The 17,126-nt window shown below is 66.3% G+C and carries 15 protein-coding genes; 14 read left to right on the plus strand and 1 reads right to left on the minus strand.

Annotation, left to right across the window (positions count from 1 at the left end):
• The first annotated feature begins 75 nt into the window (after positions 1-75).
• From ACSQ2F_RS01990 to ACSQ2F_RS02040, 11 genes are all read left to right on the plus strand, one after another.
• On the plus strand, positions 76-1,518 hold the full coding sequence (locus ACSQ2F_RS01990) for a Do family serine endopeptidase (protein ID WP_436019250.1): 1,443 nt from the start codon (positions 76-78) through the stop codon (positions 1,516-1,518).
• 553 nt (positions 1,519-2,071) lie between these two features.
• Entirely contained in the window at positions 2,072-3,880 is a 1,809-nt protein-coding gene (gene lepA / locus ACSQ2F_RS01995; RefSeq protein ID WP_436019252.1) for a translation elongation factor 4, read from the plus strand.
• On the plus strand, positions 3,880-4,845 hold the full coding sequence (gene lepB / locus ACSQ2F_RS02000) for a signal peptidase I (protein ID WP_436019254.1): 966 nt from the start codon (positions 3,880-3,882) through the stop codon (positions 4,843-4,845). The genes lepA and lepB overlap by 1 nt, the downstream gene beginning before the upstream one ends.
• A 54-nt stretch (positions 4,846-4,899) precedes the next feature.
• Entirely contained in the window at positions 4,900-5,268 is a 369-nt protein-coding gene (locus ACSQ2F_RS02005; RefSeq protein WP_436026701.1) for a DUF4845 domain-containing protein, read from the plus strand.
• Positions 5,269-5,298: 30 nt separating this feature from the next.
• Entirely contained in the window at positions 5,299-6,003 is a 705-nt protein-coding gene (gene rnc, locus ACSQ2F_RS02010; RefSeq protein WP_436019256.1) for a ribonuclease III, read from the plus strand.
• A 2-nt stretch (positions 6,004-6,005) separates the two neighbouring features.
• Positions 6,006-6,998 (plus strand): GTPase Era, encoded by a 993-nt coding sequence (era, locus tag ACSQ2F_RS02015; RefSeq protein ID WP_436019258.1) that lies wholly within the window; start codon positions 6,006-6,008, stop codon positions 6,996-6,998.
• 13 nt (positions 6,999-7,011) lie between these two features.
• Positions 7,012-7,815 carry a DNA repair protein RecO gene (gene recO, locus ACSQ2F_RS02020; protein WP_436019260.1) on the plus strand — a complete coding sequence of 268 codons (804 nt, stop codon included), beginning with the start codon at positions 7,012-7,014 and terminating at the stop codon, positions 7,813-7,815.
• Positions 7,816-7,824: 9 nt separating this feature from the next.
• A complete protein-coding gene (locus tag ACSQ2F_RS02025) occupies positions 7,825-8,622 on the plus strand; it encodes a pyridoxine 5'-phosphate synthase (protein WP_436019262.1) in 798 nt (265 codons plus the stop codon).
• Positions 8,619-9,035, plus strand: a complete 417-nt coding sequence (acpS, locus tag ACSQ2F_RS02030) for a holo-ACP synthase (RefSeq protein ID WP_436019264.1) — start codon at positions 8,619-8,621, stop codon at positions 9,033-9,035. Before ACSQ2F_RS02025 ends, acpS begins: the two co-directional genes overlap by 4 nt.
• On the plus strand, positions 9,032-10,114 hold the full coding sequence (nagZ, locus tag ACSQ2F_RS02035) for a beta-N-acetylhexosaminidase (protein ID WP_436019266.1): 1,083 nt from the start codon (positions 9,032-9,034) through the stop codon (positions 10,112-10,114). The genes acpS and nagZ overlap by 4 nt, the downstream gene beginning before the upstream one ends.
• A 101-nt stretch (positions 10,115-10,215) precedes the next feature.
• Positions 10,216-11,112, plus strand: coding sequence for a 2OG-Fe(II) oxygenase (locus ACSQ2F_RS02040; RefSeq protein WP_436019268.1), 897 nt, complete (start codon positions 10,216-10,218; stop codon positions 11,110-11,112).
• A 104-nt stretch (positions 11,113-11,216) separates the two neighbouring features.
• Here the strand turns inward: ACSQ2F_RS02040 and ACSQ2F_RS02045 are convergent, their stop codons facing one another.
• Entirely contained in the window at positions 11,217-14,462 is a 3,246-nt protein-coding gene (locus tag ACSQ2F_RS02045) for an Rne/Rng family ribonuclease (protein WP_436019270.1), read from the minus strand.
• Between the two features lie 587 nt (positions 14,463-15,049).
• On the opposite strand from ACSQ2F_RS02045, the gene ACSQ2F_RS02050 reads away from it, so the two are divergent.
• Genes ACSQ2F_RS02050 through ACSQ2F_RS02060 form a run of 3 tightly spaced genes read left to right on the plus strand, consistent with a single transcriptional unit; the run spans position 15,050 to position 17,119 of the window.
• Entirely contained in the window at positions 15,050-16,042 is a 993-nt protein-coding gene (locus ACSQ2F_RS02050) for an RluA family pseudouridine synthase (RefSeq protein WP_436026703.1), read from the plus strand.
• A complete protein-coding gene (locus tag ACSQ2F_RS02055; RefSeq protein ID WP_436019272.1) occupies positions 16,039-16,701 on the plus strand; it encodes an HAD family hydrolase in 663 nt (220 codons plus the stop codon). The genes ACSQ2F_RS02050 and ACSQ2F_RS02055 overlap by 4 nt, the downstream gene beginning before the upstream one ends.
• Positions 16,694-17,119 carry a Rieske (2Fe-2S) protein gene (locus tag ACSQ2F_RS02060; RefSeq protein ID WP_436019274.1) on the plus strand — a complete coding sequence of 142 codons (426 nt, stop codon included), beginning with the start codon at positions 16,694-16,696 and terminating at the stop codon, positions 17,117-17,119. The genes ACSQ2F_RS02055 and ACSQ2F_RS02060 overlap by 8 nt, the downstream gene beginning before the upstream one ends.
• The last annotated feature ends 7 nt before the right edge of the window (positions 17,120-17,126 follow it).

Genomic DNA, 17,126 nt, shown 5'->3' on the forward strand with positions numbered 1-17,126 from the left:
GCCGTGCGTGCAGGCTGCGCGCCGGCCCGGGGCTTTGTTCGCACGGCTCGCCTTCTGGCATCACGAGGATTCTTCATGGCTTCCAGCCCCTTGACCGGCCGGGCGGCATCCCGCCTGCCAATCTTCCGCCAAGCGTTGGCTTCCCTTTCAGCTGGCCTGCTCCTGGCGGCATCCACTGCTCACGCGGCCCCGCCGGTGTTGCAGGCGCAGGCCCAAGGCAAGGAGGTGCCCCAACTGGCGGACCTCGTCGACATGGTCGGTCCCGCGGTCGTCAACATCCGCACGACGGAGCGCAGTGCCGACGGCCCGCGCATGCCGTTCCGGCGCCGCGCGCCCTCGCTGCAGCAGAGCGACGAAGTGCCTCGCGGGGAAGGATCCGGTTTCATCATGAGCCCGGATGGCTACGTGATGACGAACGCGCACGTGATCGCCGGGGCGTCCGAGGTCTACGTCACCATGACGGACAAGCGCGAGTTCAAGGCCCGCATCATCGGCGCTGATGAGCGCACCGACGTGGCTGTTGTCAAGATCGACGCCACGGGCCTGCCCTGGATGCGTGTGGGCGACGTGAACCGCCTTCGGGTCGGCGAATGGGTGCTGGCCATCGGTTCGCCGTTCGGCTTCGACAACACCGTGACCGCCGGCATCGTGAGCGCCAAGCAACGCGAGACGGGTTCCGAATTGCCCTTGCTGCAGACGGACGTCGCCGTGAACCCAGGTAATTCGGGTGGCCCGCTGATCAACATGCGCGGCGAGGTCGTCGGCGTCAACTCGCAGATCTACAGCCCGGTGGGCAGCTATGTGGGCATTTCCTTCGCGATCCCGATCGATGAGGCGATCCGGGTGTCCGACCAACTCAAGGCAGGCGGTCGCGTGGTGCGGGGCTATCTCGGCATTCGTCCGGTCGAGGTGTCGCGTGAGGCGGCCGAGGAATACGGTCTCACCAAGAGCCGCAATCGCGGCGCGTTCGTGAGCCAGGTCATCGCCGGGGGGCCTGCCGACAAGGCGGGGTTGCAACCGGGTGATATCGTGCTGGCGCTCAACGGTAAACCGGTGGACGGGCCGGTCGAACTCCGGCGGGCGCTCGGTGCCATCAAGCCTGGAACGCCTGTGGTGCTCCAGGTGAACCGCCGCGGCAAGGCGATGGAAATCAAGGCGACCCTGGCCGAGATGCCTTCCGAGGCACCGGCAGCCTCCACACCCGAGCGTGCCGAGCCGGCCGAGCCCAAGGGCTCCTCGGTCGGCAAGGCGTGGGGACTGACCGTGCAGCCGCTCAGCGATGCGGAGCGCCGGGCGACGCGGGGCGCGGGCGGCGTGAAGGTTGCGGGTGTCACCGCGGGCGCGGAGGCGGTGGGCATGCGGCCGGGCGACATCATCATCGCGGTCGGCAGCACCGATGTGACGGACTTGAAGCAGTTCGAAAATGCACTTGCACCGCTCGACAAGAACAAGCGCCTGTCCCTGACCTTCCTGCGGGGTGAGTGGGCCCAGTTCGTACAGGTGCCACCTGGCAAATGAGCTTGCCTTGCATGTCCTTGCCTCACGGCGGGACATGCACCCGACTGGATTACCCGGCTTTTGTCCGAAGCAGGCGCCAGATGCGCCGAACAAAAAAAGCTGTCCACAGGTCGGGCCATACGTTCCGCATGGTGGGAGTGGGCGACTGCTCACAGGTGCCTCGTGCGGCGTTATTGACGACTCTCTCCGATACAATGGGCAGCTTCTTCCGGCCTTTTACTGCCGGTGACTGCAAGGACTTTGGACCCGGCCACCTATCCCCAGGCTACCCACAAGCAATTGTGGATAAGATGTGGATGGATTTAGCTGTTGGACACCTGCAACGACCCGCGATCCAGCAATGGCGCGGTTTTCAGCGGGGTCCTTTTGGCTACAATGAAGCCCCAACAAGCAGTTGCCATACGTTTTGTTGGAAGGCGCGTCAAAGTTTCGACGTGCCTTTTTTTTGTTCAACGCACGGGCGTCACGCCCCCTCTTCGCACCGAGCTCGAGTGCCTTCGCGCAGCGTCCTGCTGACGCGACAACCCCGCCACGAACCTCGGTCGCCGCTGTCATGGATCACATCCGAAATTTCTCCATCATTGCCCACATCGACCACGGCAAGTCGACGCTGGCCGACCGGTTGATCCACCGCTGCGGTGGCCTCAGCGACCGAGAGATGGAGTCGCAAGTGCTCGACTCGATGGACATCGAGCGGGAGCGCGGCATCACCATCAAGGCCCAGACCGCCGCGCTCACCTACAAGGCGCGCGATGGCAAGACCTACCAGCTCAACCTCATCGACACGCCCGGACACGTCGACTTCTCCTATGAAGTGAGCCGTTCGCTGTCCGCGTGCGAAGGCGCGCTGCTGGTCGTGGACGCGAGCCAGGGCGTGGAGGCCCAGACGGTGGCCAACTGCTATACCGCACTCGACCTCGGCGTCGAGGTGGTGCCGGTGCTGAACAAGATGGACCTGCCGCAGGCCGATCCGGCCCGAGCCAAGGAAGAAATCGAAGACGTGATCGGCATCGATGCCGAGAACGCGATTCCGTGCAGCGCCAAGACGGGCGAAGGCATCGACGACATCCTCGAGGCGGTGATCGCCCGCATGCCGCCGCCCAAGGGCCGGCCGGAGGCGCCGCTGCGCGCCATGATCATCGACTCGTGGTTCGACAACTACGTTGGCGTGGTGATGCTCGTGCGCGTGGTCGACGGCGAACTCAAGCGTGGCGAGCGCTTCAAGATGATGGCCAACGGTTCGGCCTATGCGGCCGAGCAACTCGGCGTGTTCACCCCCAAGTCGGTGTCGCGCGACGCGTTGCGGGCGGGGGAGGTGGGCTTCGTCATCGCCGGCATCAAGGAGCTACAGGCCGCCAAGGTGGGCGACACCCTGACGCTGGAGAAGAAGCTGCCCAACAACCTCGGCCCGGCGACCGAGGCGTTGCCCGGCTTCAAGGAAATCCAGCCCCAGGTGTTCGCCGGCCTCTACCCGACCGAGGCGAGCGAGTACGACCAGCTGCGCGACGCCCTGGAAAAGCTCAAGCTCAACGACTCGTCGCTGCGTTACGAACCGGAGGTGTCCCAGGCGCTGGGCTTCGGGTTCCGCTGCGGATTCCTCGGGCTGCTGCACATGGAGATCGTGCAGGAGCGCCTGGAGCGCGAGTTCGATCAGGACCTCATCACCACTGCACCGTCGGTGGTGTACGAAGTGGAGCTCGGCAGCAAGGAAGTGATCCAGGTCGAGAACCCCTCGAAGATGCCGGACCTCGGCCGCATCAGCGAGATCCGCGAGCCCATCGTCACGGTCCACCTGTACATGCCGCAAGACTACGTCGGCCCGGTCATGACGCTCGCCAACCTGAAGCGCGGGGTGCAGCTGAACATGGCGTACCACGGTCGGCAGGTGATGCTGACCTACGAGATGCCGCTCGCCGAGATCGTGCTCGACTTCTTCGACAAGCTCAAGAGCGTGTCCCGGGGCTACGCCTCCATGGACTACGAGTTCAAGGAGTACCGCGCGGCCGACGTCGTCAAGGTCGACATCCTGCTGAACGGCGACCGGGTCGACGCCTTGTCCATCATCGTCCACCGCACCCAGAGCCAGTTCCGTGCACGCGCGGTCGTGGCGAAGATGCGCGAACTGATCTCGCGCCAGCAGTTCGACGTCGCCATCCAGGCGGCCATCGGGGCCAACATCATTGCGCGTGAGACAATCAAGGCCCTGCGAAAGAACGTGATTGCGAAGTGCTACGGGGGTGACGTCTCCCGCAAGCGCAAGCTCCTCGAAAAACAGAAGGCCGGTAAGAAACGCATGAAGCAGATCGGCTCCGTCGAAGTGCCGCAGGAAGCGTTTCTGGCCATCCTGCAAGTGGACGACTGATGGGTGCTTTGACTGGTGTGCTCTACGGCTGCCTCGTCGTGTTTCTCGGGGGCTGGTACCTTGGGAAGTGGACGGGCAACTTTTCCTTCCTGTTGTTCGTCCTGACACTGGTCACGCTGGTCTACTGGCTGGCCGAGCGCTTTCGCTTCGCGCCGGCGCGTGCCGCGGCCGCCCGTCGCCTCGACGCAGCCGACGTGGCCCGCCGCCAGCAGCTGGCGAACAAGGGCATCAACAAGGTCGACGGCGACGTCTCGGAGGCGCGGGAAGCGCTGCTCGCCCAGCCCTGGTGGCTCGACTGGACGGCCGGCCTGTTCCCGGTGATCCTGGTCGTCTTCCTGCTGCGCTCGTTCCTGTTCGAGCCCTTCAAGATCCCGTCCGCCTCGATGGTGCCCACCTTGCTGGTGGGCGACCTCATCCTGGTCAACAAGTACCACTACGGCGTTCGACTGCCGGTGATCAACAAGAAGATCATCCCGCTGAACGACCCCAAGCGCGGCGACGTGATGGTGTTCCGCTACCCGTCCAACCCGAGCATCGACTACATCAAGCGGGTCGTCGGGGTGCCGGGAGACGAGGTGGCCTACCTGAACCAGCGGCTCTTCCTGAACGGCAAGGCGGTCGAGACCACGGCGCTGCCTGAGTTCTACGACGAGGAACAGGCGCGCTACCTGCCGCAGTTCTCGGAGAAGCTGGGTGACAAGGAGCATCGGGTGCTGGTCGACGTGAAGCGCCCGAGCTACGTCGTGCCGCATGAGAGCTTCCCGTACAAGGACCAGTGTCGCTACAGTGCCGAAGGTGTGCGCTGCACGGTGCCGGCCGGTCACTACTTCATGATGGGCGACAACCGCGACAATTCGGAAGACTCCCGATTCTGGGGTTTCGTGCCTGACGAGAACATCGTCGGCCGGGCCTTCTTCATCTGGATGAACTTCAGCAACTTCAGGCGCTTCGGTTCGTTCGATTGATTCCCCATGCCCCATTCCGTTGAAACCAGCCCCATCTCCAAGGAGCGCGAGACCATGACTGTCCCGTACCGTATGCCCCGCCGGCAACGCGGTGTGACCCTGTTCGGCCTGATGTTCTGGGCGATCCTCATCGGCATGGTGACGCTGGTGGCGCTCAAGGTGCTGCCGACGGTGAACGAGTTCCTCACCATCAAGCGCACCGTGCAGAAGGTGGCTGACACGGGTGGAACCACCGTGCCGGAAGTTCGCGCAGCCTTCGACAAGCAGAAGGAGATCGACTACTCGATCACTTCGATTTCGGGCAAGGACCTTGAAATCACCAAGCAGAATGACAAGCTGATCGTTGCCTTCGCCTACGACAAGGAAATCGAGCTCATGGGCCCGGTTTACCTTTTGCTGAAGTACGAAGGCCAGTCGAAGTAAGCTGTTGCTTTCCGCTTCATCCGTGACACCGTGGACCACCGCCTGACCGCCCTTCAACAACGCCTTGGGCATGCCTTTGCCCAGCCGGAGCTGCTCGGCCGCGCCATCACGCACCGGAGCTTCGGTGCCGACCACAACGAGCGCCTGGAGTTCCTCGGCGACGCGGTGCTCAGCCTGGCCATCAGCGCGTTGCTCTACGAGCGCTTCAGCGGTTCGGACGAAGGCGACCTGACGCGGGTGCGGGCCCACCTCGTACGCGAAGACAGCCTTCATCGCGCGGCACTGGCCATCGGCCTGCCGGACGTACTGCGCCTGAGTGAAGGCGAAGCCCGCGGGGGCGGTGCCCAGCGGCCATCGATCCTGGCCGACGCCCTGGAGGCCATCATCGGCGCCACCTTCGTTGACGGCGGCTTCGACGCCGCCCGACGCTTGGTCAAGCTGTTGTTCGGCGAGATCATCGCCACGACGGACATCGATGGCTGGGCCAAGGACGCCAAGACGGAACTGCAGGAGTGGCTGCAGGCCCGCCGGCTTCCGGTGCCGGGCTACCGCATCCTGAGCACGCGTGGCCAGGCCCACGCGCAGACCTTCGAGGTCGAATGCGCGGTGCCGGCGCTGGGACTCACCGAAACCGGCGAAGGCCGGTCCCGTCGCGTTGCCGAACAGGAAGCCGCCAACCGCATGTTGCGCGCACTGAAGGCGAGCGACAAACCTGGTAGCGCCCTGCGCTCCTGAGCATGAACCATCCGCAAGAACCCGACGCGCCCGAGCAAAATGCCGAGGCGCACGATGAGGAATCCACCCTCGGCAACCCGGAGGCCGCCGACGAAGCCGGTGCGGAGGAGGGCAGCGATACGCGCTGCGGCCTGGTGGCCATCGTCGGCCGCCCCAACGTGGGCAAGTCCACGTTGCTGAACGCCCTCGTCGGGCAAAAGGTCAGCATCACCTCCAGCAAGGCGCAAACGACGCGGCACCGCATCACCGGCATTCGCACCGTGGACGACACCCAGTTCGTCTTCGTCGACACACCGGGTTTCCAGACACGTCACACCGCGCCGCTCAACCGCAACCTGAACCGGACGGTGCAGGGTGTGCTGAACGACGTCGACGTCGTGTTGTTCCTGGTCGAGGCCGGACGCTTCGGCCTTGACGATGCCAAGGTCCTGGCGCTCATGCCCAAGGACCGGCCGGTCATGCTGATTGCCAACAAACTCGACACCGTTCACCGCCGGGCCGACCTCGTGCCCTGGCTGAAGGGCATGCAGGACCGGCACGCCTTTGCCGAGTTCGTGCCACTGTCGGCAAAGAAGCCGGCCGACGTGGAGCGCCTGCTGGGCATCATCAAGCCCTACCTCCCGCAGCAGCCGTGGTTCTACGAAGGTGACGCCCTGACCGACCGCACCGACCGGTTCCTGGCCAGCGAACTGATCCGCGAGAAGCTCTTCCGGTTGACGGGGGATGAACTGCCCTACACCTCCACTGTCGTCATCGACAAGTTCGAGGAAGAGGGCAACCTGCGCCGCATCGCGGCGACCATCGTGGTGGAACGCGATGCGCACAAGGGCATGGTCATCGGCAATGATGGCGAGCGCCTGAAGCGCATCGGCTCCGAGACCCGCCAGGAGCTCGAGCGCCTGATGGACTGCAAGGTGTTCCTCGAGCTCTGGGTCAAGGTGCGCTCGGGCTGGGCCGACAACGAAGAGCACCTGCGCAGCTACGGCTACGAGTAGGCATCGCCCCGGCGTGAGCGGCGTTCGCACCGCACGCAGCACGCGTGCACCTTCCATCCTCACGGCCTTCGTGCTGCACCGCTACGACTGGAGCGAATCCAGCCTGGTGCTCGACCTCTTCACCCGCGAACTCGGACGCCTCCCCGTGGTGGCAAAGGGAGCAAAACGGCCGTACTCCCAGCTGCGCCCGGTGCTGCTTCCCTTCCAGCGCCTCCAGGCCACGCTCGGCAAGCCGCCCAAGGGCGATGACGGTCCGGGGGTGGAAGGCGGTGGCGAGGTCCGGGTGCTGCGTACGGCGGAATGGGCCGGGGGCCCCTCCATGCTGACCGGTTCGGCACTCTTCAGCGGCTTCTACCTGAACGAGCTGCTGATGAAGCTGCTGGCGCGCCAGGATCCTCATCCCGATCTCTTCGACGCCTATGGCGCGACGCTTCCGGCCTTGGCCGACGCTGACGAGGCCGTATCGCAGTCGGCCCTCAGGGCATTCGAGCTGACCCTGCTGCAACGGCTGGGCGTGCTGCCGGACCTCACCGTGGTGACGTCCACGCAGGAGCCGGTCTCGCTGAGCGGCAGCTATGCGCTGCTGCCCGAAGCGGGGCTGGCCGAGGCCCGCGGGCTTGAAGCCGCGCTCAGCGGCCAGGCACTCATCGGCCTGCAGGCGGCGCTGGTGCACGGCAGTGTTCCGGCCTTGCAGCAGGCCTGTCAGCGAATTCTTCCGCCCCTGCGTGCACAGGTGCGGGCGCTGCTTCACTATCATCTGGGCACGCACGTGCTTCGCACGCGCCAGGTGATGATCGGTGTGCAATCCCTCGGCTGAAGTCCTGCCATGAACCCCTTGATGTCCAGCGCTTCCGACCCCCGGCAGGCCACGACGGCCTTGTCCGTGAACCTGAACAAGGTCGCGCTGCTGCGCAACACTCGCACGCTCGGCATCCCGAGCGTGACCCGTGCGGCCACGCTCGCATTGGAGGCGGGCGCCGACGGCATCACGGTGCACCCCCGTCCCGACGAACGCCACATCCGGCCGCACGACGTGTTCGAACTGGCCGAGCTGCTGAAGCAATGGCCCGCGGCCGAGTTCAACATCGAGGGCAATCCGTTTCACAACCTGGTCGACCTGGCCCGGCAGGTGATCGCCCGCGGTCTTCCGCTGCATCAGTGCACCTTCGTGCCTGACAGCGTCGACCAGTCGACTTCGGATCACGGTTGGCGCTTTCCCGACGATGCAGAGCGGCTCGCGCCCCTGGTGGCGGAGGTGAAGGCGCTCGGTGTGAGAGTCAGCCTGTTCATGGACCCGCTGCCCGAGGCGATGGCGGCGGTGCGTGCCCTCGGTGCTGATCGGGTGGAGCTGTACACCGAGACCTTTGCGCGCGCCCATGCCGATGGGCGGGCCACCGAGGTGCTGCCCGCATTTGCGGCCACGGCACAGGCTGCGCTGCGCGAAGGGCTCGGCGTGAATGCCGGCCACGATCTCAACCGCGACAACCTCGCGGACTTCCTGCGCGCCGTGCCGGGTGTCCAGGAGGTGTCGATCGGCCATGCGCTGGTCGGCGACGCCCTTGAACTGGGTTTGCCGGAAACCGTTCGGCAGTACCTGCAGTGCGTGCGCGAGGGCAGCCGGTGATCTACGGCATCGGCACCGACCTCTGCGACATCCGGCGCATCACCGCGACGCTGGCCCGCAAGGGCGACCGCTTCGCCGAGAAGGTGCTGGGCCCGAGCGAGATCCAGGTGTTCCGTGCGCGACGCACGCGTGTCGAATCGCGCGGCATCAGCTACCTGGCCACCCGCTTTTCCGCGAAGGAAGCGTTCTCCAAGGCGATCGGGCTCGGCATGCACATGCCGATGACCTGGCGCGCCTGCGAGATCCTCAACCTGCCGAGTGGCAAGCCGGAGATCCGCCTGCATGGCGAGCTGGCGCGCTGGTTCTCGGCCCGTGGGCTTGTGGCCCACGTCACCGTGACCGACGAGGCGGACCATGCCGCCAGCTTCGTCGTCGTCGAAACCCAACCTCTTCCCCCCGAAGCCGCACCATGACGCCTCATGCCCCCGTCGTCCTCGACATCGCCGGTACCACGCTGAGTGCGGACGACCGCCGCCGCCTTGCCCATCCGCTCACCGGCGGCCTCATCCTCTTCGCACGCAACTGGAGTGACCGTCGCCAGCTCGTGGAGCTCACGAGCGAGATCAAGACGGTGCGGCCTGATGTGCTGATCTGCGTCGACCACGAAGGGGGCCGGGTGCAGCGCTTTCGCACCGATGGCTTCACCCACCTCCCGCCGATGCGCGCGCTGGGCGAGCTCTGGCATCAGGACGGTACCGGCGGCGCGGGCTGTGGCGCCATGAACGCCACCGATGCCGCCACGGCGGCGGGCTACGTGCTGGGCGCCGAGTTGCGCGCCTGCGGCGTCGACTTCAGCTTCACGCCGGTGCTGGACCTGGACCACGGCGAGTCAGGCGTCATCGGCGATCGCGCATTCCATCGCGATCCGCGGGTGGCGACCCTGCTGGCCAAGAGCCTGATGCACGGCCTGCTGCTCGCGGGCATGGCCAACTGCGGCAAGCATTTCCCCGGGCACGGGTTCGTGAAGGCCGACAGCCACACGGAAGTGCCCGTCGATCGGCGCTCGCTGAGGGCGATCCTGAACGACGACGCCCGGCCCTACGAATGGCTCAGCACCAGCCTTACGAGCGTGATGCCGGCCCACGTCATCTACCCGAAGGTCGATGCCCGGCCCGCCGGTTTTTCGGCGCGCTGGCTGAAGGAGATCCTGCGCCAGCAACTCGGCTTTACCGGGGCGATCTTCAGCGACGACCTCAGCATGGAGGGCGCCCGGGTCATCGACGGCAGCCTGGTGTCGTACACCGATGCGGCCACGGTGGCCTTGAACGCAGGTTGCGACTTGGTCCTGCTGTGCAACCAGTCGACCGGCGATGGCCGTGCGGTCGATGAGCTGCTGGACGGGCTCGATCTGGCGTTGCGGGAAGGCGCCTGGCAGACCGACCCGGACAGCGAAGTGCGGCGCCAAGCGCTCCTTCCCCAAGCCGCACCGCTCACCTGGGACGAATTGATGCACCATGGCGTGTACCAGCGCGCCCTCGAACGACTTCCCTGAGCCAGCCCCCCCGGAGTGAGTGGGACCGGATGGTTCGATCCTTGCACGCCAGAGCGCGCCTGCCCGGACTTGGTGCCGGGGCCATTTCGAACTCTTCCCGGATGATGTCCACCGTGATCCCCGCAAGCTCGGCCTCCATCATCAACCCCTTCCGTCATTACACGGAGGACGATGCCGTCACCATTCGGGGGCGCCGCCTCGTGCTGGCCGACCTGGTCTCGCCCCAACTCTTCGACGCCGGGTACATCGCCGCGCTCACGCAGCGTGTCGCTGATGCTCGTCCGTTCCGATACCTGAATGAGGAAGGCTGGTTCAACCCGGTACTCTTGGAACTTGCGAGAGAAGAATTTACCGATGCCGGTACGGCTGGGTGGACCGAATGGGCGGGACGGCATCAGCACACCTTCCGTTCGCCACAGAAGATGCCCTTCGGTCCGGCAACCTTCCTCTATTTCAGCCTGGTGAATTCCGGCTGGTTCACGGACATCCTGTCCACGGTGATGGGTGTGCCCGACCTCATCACGGACGCCCAGTTGTACGGCGGCGGTCTGCACGAGTCGCGCAACGGCGGACGCTTCGGCATCCACCGCGACTTCGATCGCCATCCCCGCACGCGGCTCAACAATGAGCTGTCCATGATGACGTACCTGAACAAGGACTGGAATCCGGCCTGGGGCGGCGCCCTGGAGCTGTGGGACGAGCATCAGAAGGCATGCGTGCTGTCCATTGAACCCGACTTCAACCGAACCGTCGTGCTCTGTCACGGTCCGACCAGCTTCCACGGTCATCCTCACCCGCTCCGGATGCCCGAGGGTGTCACCCGCCGGTCGCTGTCGAGCTATTACTTCAGCAACCCGGAGGAGGCCGTCGCCACGGTCGAGCCACCGCAATCGACGGTATTCCTGTTGATTGAACGGCAGGAGATGCTGCGCGAGGCGGTTCGCAACGTGGCCCCGCCCATCCTGCTCAAGTTTCTGAAGCGGGCCATGGGGCGCTGAACGGCGCCAGGCCTGGCGGTCACCGGCCCCATGAAAAACGGCGCACCGAGGTGCGCCGTTTTTCATGGAGGAAGGCCCTCTCAGGCCTTCCCGCCGAGGAGCCCTCAGGGCGTGTCGAACGGCAGCTTGACCTGCGCCAGGTCCTTGCGGGTCTCGACCAGCACCAGCGGGCCTTCGTCCACCACGACCGGGGGCTTGATCTCGCGCGGCACATGAACCGGCTTCGGCTCGCTCGCCATTGCTTCCTGTGCGGCGCGGATCTTCGCTTCGTCGGAGTTGACCCACTGCAGGCCGAGGTCGCGCGTCACGGCTTCCAGCTCGGCAATCGGCAAGACGTAGCTCGCCGCTGCAGGAGCCTGGGCCATGGCGGGTGACGGCGCCGCGACCGGCAAGGTTGCTGCGGTCGGCACTGCTCGCGGTGCAGGGGCTGCCTCGGCAGCCTCCATCCGCGGGGCCACTTCGGCGACCGGCGCGAACGTCGGTGCCACCACGGAGGTGGGCGCGGACGGTGCCTCGAAGGACGGGGCGATCGCGTCATCCGAACGGGCCTGCAAAGGCAGCTCGGCTTCGGCCAGCGTGTCGGCCACGACCGGGCGCGTCAGCTCGGAGGCCACGTCGCCGGTGGATTCCAGCGTTGCAAGCACGTCCGACCCGTTCTCTTCGTTGCGGCGCTGGCGACCACGGCCGCGGTTGCGGCGGCGACCCTCGCGTTCGGCGGGTTCCGTGCTGCCATCCTCTGAGCTCGGTGCGTCCGCCGGAGAGGCCGGGGCAAGTTCGGCATCGGTGCCTGCCGCCACCGGCAACAGCGCTTCGGCGCCTTCGGCCAGCTCGCCGCCTTCCGCGCCTTCGGTCACTTCAGCGCTGCGCGTCTCATCCCGGTCGCGTCCACGACCGCCACGGCGATTGCGGCGGCGACCGGTGCGCTCACCGTTCTCGGCAGCGACCTCCGGCGTTTCGCCTCCCGGGATGGTGTCCACGAAGGCACGGACCTCCGCTGCGTCGTCGGCGGGTGCATCAACCATGGGTGCCACGCGCGGCTCGCGCTCGCTGCGCTGACCGCGACGGCCTTCACCGCGTTCGCCGCGCTCTGCACGTTCGCCACGCTCCGGCCGCTCCGCGCGCTCGGCACGGCCCTCGGCGCGGACTTCATCCGAACCCGTCGACACGGCGTCGACGCGCACGTCCTGCGTGCGAGCGCGGTCGCCGCGTTCGCCACGTTCAGGCCGCTCGCCTCGCTCGCCACGTTCAGCACGTTCACCACGCGGCGGCCGCGCATTCTCGGTGCCGGCCTCGAGTGCCTGCGTCTCGCTGCGCTCACCGCGGCGACCGCCTCGACTTTCGTTGCGACCTTCGTTGCGACCTTCGGTCCGACCTTCCGGGCGGCCCTCGCCTCGGCCCTCGGCCCGGCCTTCTGCGCGGCCTTCGCCGCGGTCCGCGCGCTCGCCGCGTTCACCACGGCCGGCTCGGTCACCATCGCGCTTGCCGTCGCGTCCACCGCGCCCGCCGTTGCGGTTGCCGCGGGCGTTGCGGTCGCCTCGGCCCTCGCGACCTTCACGGGTTTCAGCGGGTGCCGCCGGAGCGGCTGCTGGTGCGGGTGCCGCCACGGGTTCCGCGCCACCGCCGAACAGGTTCTTGAGCCAACCGAAGAAACCGCCGGACGCCGGAGCAGGGGCCGGTGCCGCGACCGGTGCTGCGGCGACCGGGGCCGCCACAGGAGCCGGTTCGGGCTTGGGTTCGGCGATGGGCGCCGGGGTGTCAGGCAGGATGCCCTTGATGACCGGTTCCTGCTTGGCCTTGAACTTCTCGCGCCGGGTGATGCCGACTTCGTCGTCCGGCTCCTCGATCATCGAGTAGCTGACCTGGAGGTTCTCCAGGCGCGGATCATCGTGGCGCAGGCGCTCGAGCCGGTAGTTCGGCGTGTCGAGGTGCTTGTTGGGCACGAGCAGCACGGTGATGCGCTGCTTGAGTTCGATCTTGGCGATCTCGGTGCGCTTCTCGTTGAGCAGGAAGGAGGTAACTTCCACCGGGACCTGCACGTGCACGGCGGCGGTGTTCTCCTTCATCGATTCTTCCTGCACCATGCGCAGGATCTGCAGCGCGCTGGATTCGGTATCGCGGATGTGGCCGGTGCCGTTGCAGCGCGGGCAGGTGATGTGGCTGCCTTCCGACAGGGCCGGGCGCAGGCGCTGGCGGCTGAGTTCGAGCAGGCCGAACTTGCTGATCGAGCTGAACTGCACGCGGGCGCGGTCCTGGCGCAGGGCGTCGCGCAGGCGGTTTTCCACGTCGCGGCGGTTCTTCGACTCTTCCATGTCGATGAAGTCGACGACGATCAGGCCGCCCAGGTCGCGCAGGCGCATCTGCCGTGCGATCTCGTCGGCGGCTTCGAGGTTGGTGCGGGTGGCCGTCTCCTCGATGTCGCTGCCGCGGGTGGAGCGCGCCGAGTTGACGTCGACCGAGACCAGCGCCTCGGTGTGGTCGATCACGATCGCGCCGCCCGAGGGCAGGTTCACCGTGCGGGAGAACGCCGTCTCGATCTGGTGCTCGATCTGGAAGCGGCTGAAGAGCGGCGCGTCGTCACGGTAGCGTTTGACCTTGGATGCCGACTCGGGCATCACGTGGCTCATGAACTGCTGGGCCTGGTCGTAGATGTCGTCGGTGTCGATCAGGATCTCGCCGACGTCGGCGGTGAAGTAGTCGCGGATCGCTCGGATCACGAGCGACGATTCCTGGTAGATCAGGAAGGCGCCCTTGCCAGCCTGTGCAGCGCCGTCGATGGCCTTCCACAGGGTGAGCATGTAGTTCAGGTCCCACTGCAGCTCGTTCGCCGTGCGTCCGATGCCGGCGGTGCGGGCAATCAGGCTCATGCCCTTCGGGTACTCGAGCTGGTCGAGGTTTTCCTTGAGCTCCTCGCGGTCCTCCCCCTCGATGCGGCGCGACACGCCACCGCCCCGCGGGTTGTTCGGCATCAGCACCAGGTAGCGGCCGGCCAGCGAGATGAAGGTGGTGAGGGCGGCACCCTTGTTGCCGCGCTCTTCCTTCTCGACCTGCACGAGCAGCTGGTCGCCTTCCTTGATGACGTCCTGGATGCGCGCGTTGCGCACGTCCGCGCCTTCGCGGAAGTAGTTGCGGGAGATTTCCTTGAACGGCAGGAAGCCGTGGCGGTCTTCGCCGTAGTCGACGAAGCAGGCCTCGAGCGAGGGCTCGACACGGGTGACGACGGCCTTGTAGATGTTGCCCTTGCGTTGCTCGCGGCCTTCGATCTCTGTTTCGAAGTCCAGCAGCTTCTGGCCGTCGACGATCGCCAGGCGGCGTTCTTCTGCCTGCGTCGCGTTGATCAGCATGCGTTTCATGTGCTCTCCTTGGCCGGGCCCGCTATGCGGGACTCGGCGTCCATCAAACATGCCGCCTCCGACGTCAGTCAGGGGCGACGGATCGATGCACGAGAAACGTTGCTGAACCGGAAGGAATCGCCCTGGACTGTCTGAACGTGGTGCCGATCAGGGGATCGGCCGCTCGGACAGCGTTGGCGCATGCGTGGTGGAAGGCAAAGCGGGCCGCAAGCCTGCGGCTCCGGGGCCGTCCACGGCGCTGCCCGCACGCCGAATGCGCGAGGAGCAGGGTGGGGTGGGGGCCGGGAACTTCATCCGCTTCATTCACTGGACGCGGGCCGAAGACCTGGCTCTGTGCCGATACGGTGCCGGATCGCGGTGCCGTTTCGAAAGGGCCGATGTCTCCCGCCTGAAAACCTTTTTGCAGGGGTTCGTTCTTGTTTCTCTGCCGCGCCGGGCCTCGCGCCGCCTCGTCACGTGGGGACGGGGCCTGTCGCATGCCGGGTGCGTTGCATCACCTTGTGGCCGGGTTTCAATCCCGGCCGCCGCGTCAAGTCGCTCATGCGACGTTAAACTCTGAAAAATCAAACACTTACGACAATAACGTGGTGCATCGCATTATAGAGGCCAAACCGCTTGGCCCCGCAAGCGCCAAACCCGCGGTGCTCAACGTCGTGGTGGACGAGGGTTCCGAGGGGCAGCGCCTCGACAATTTCCTGGTGAAACTCCTGAAAGGCGTGCCGAAAACCCACGTCTACCGGGTCATCCGGTCGGGCGAGGTGCGGGTGAACAAGGGGCGTGCCGCCGCCGATACCCGGCTGGCACTCGGCGACCAGGTGCGCGTGCCGCCGGTGCGCGTGGCCGATCGCGACGACGTTCCGGCGGCGCCGGCCCGCGAGTTTCCTGTCGTCTTCGAAGACGACCACCTCATGGCCGTGAACAAGCCGGCGGGCGTGGCGGTTCACGGCGGCAGCGGCGTCAGCTCCGGCGTCATCGAGCAACTGCGCCGAGCACGTCCGCAGGCGAAGTTCCTTGAACTGGTGCACCGCCTCGACAAGGAGACATCCGGCCTGCTGCTGATCGCCAAGCGGCGCTCGGCGCTCGTGGCCCTCCAGGAGCAATTCCGCAGTCGGGAGACCGGCAAGACGTATGCGGCTTTGGTGAACGGGGGCTGGCCGGTGAGCAAGAAGGTGATCGACGTGCCGCTGCGCAAGTTCCTGACCGCCGAAGGCGAGCGCCGCGTGCGTACCGTCGACGCCGACCATGACGAGGGCCGCCGATCCATCACGCTGGTGAAGGTGATGACCCGCTTCCGTGAGTTCTCGCTTCTCGATGTCACCATCAAGACGGGGCGAACCCATCAGATCCGCGTGCACCTGGCGCATGAGGGGCACCCGATCGCCGGCGACGAGAAGTATGGCGACTTCGCGGTCAACAAGGCGCTGGCACGAGGCGAGGCCTTGCCGGGTCATCGATTCGACCGCATGTTCCTTCATGCACGACGCCTCCGCTTCGAACACCCCGCCACCGGCGAGACGATCGAGCTCGCGGCACCATTGCCGCCCGAATGCCAGAAATTGCTGGAAGCCTTGCCCACATGACCCGCACCCGCCGCTTCGACCTCATCGCCTTCGACTGGGACGGCACCTTGTTCGATTCCACGGCGTTGATTGCCCGCTGCATCCAATCGGCCTGCGCCGACATGGGACTGCCCGTTCCGAGCGACCGGGATGCCAGCTATGTCATTGGCATGGGATTGGTCGAGGCGCTCCAGCACGCCGCTCCGGGGCTGCCGCGTGAGCGCTACCCCGAGCTGGGCGAGCGCTATCGCAAGCACTACTTCGCCCGGCAGCACGAGATCGTCCTCTTTCCGGGAACGGTTGCCATGCTGCAGGCACTGAAGGACCGGAATCACTGGCTGGCGGTTGCCACCGGCAAGTCGCGGCGCGGGCTGGACGAGGCGCTGGACACGGTGGAACTGCGCGGCGTCTTCAATGGCAGCCGCACCGCCGACGAGACCGCATCCAAGCCCCACCCGCAGATGCTGAAGGAACTGATGAGCGAGTTCGGCGTCGAGCCGGAGCGCACATTGATGATCGGCGACACCACCCACGACCTGCAGATGGCGGTCAACGCCGGAACCTCGTGCATCGGCGTCAGCTACGGTGCCCACGAGCCGGCGTCCTTCGACGCCTACCCGACCTTGCACGTCGCCCATTCCGTGGTGGATCTGCACGCATGGCTGGCCGAGCATGGCTGAATCCGGTGCCGCGGAAGCGACCGGGCTCTACCTGTGCGAGTCCGCGGACCTGATCGAGCGCGGGCGGGCCGTGGGATTCCATGTCGTCCATTTCCGCCAGCCAGCCCGGGCCTTTGCACTGCGGTTCGATGGCGCGGTGGTCGCCTACCTCAACCGGTGCGTTCACGTGCCCACGGAAATGGACTGGCAGGACGGCGAGTTCCTCGACAGCGAGCGGGAATTCATCATCTGTTCGATCCACGGTGCAACCTACGAGCCCCGCAGCGGGCGGTGCGCGGGGGGGCCTTGCGGCCGAGGCAGCCTCACCCGTGTCGCTACCCGTGAATGCGAAGGCCGGGTGTATTGGTATCCTAGCCGGGACACGCTACCGGCATTCACTGACGCGCCCGGCAACTTGTCCCCTCCGCCGAGCCCCTGAAAGACCT

Origin of the sequence: Rhizobacter sp. LjRoot28, assembly GCF_964253025.1 — a bacterium.
Lineage (GTDB): Bacteria > Pseudomonadota > Gammaproteobacteria > Burkholderiales > Burkholderiaceae_C > Rhizobacter.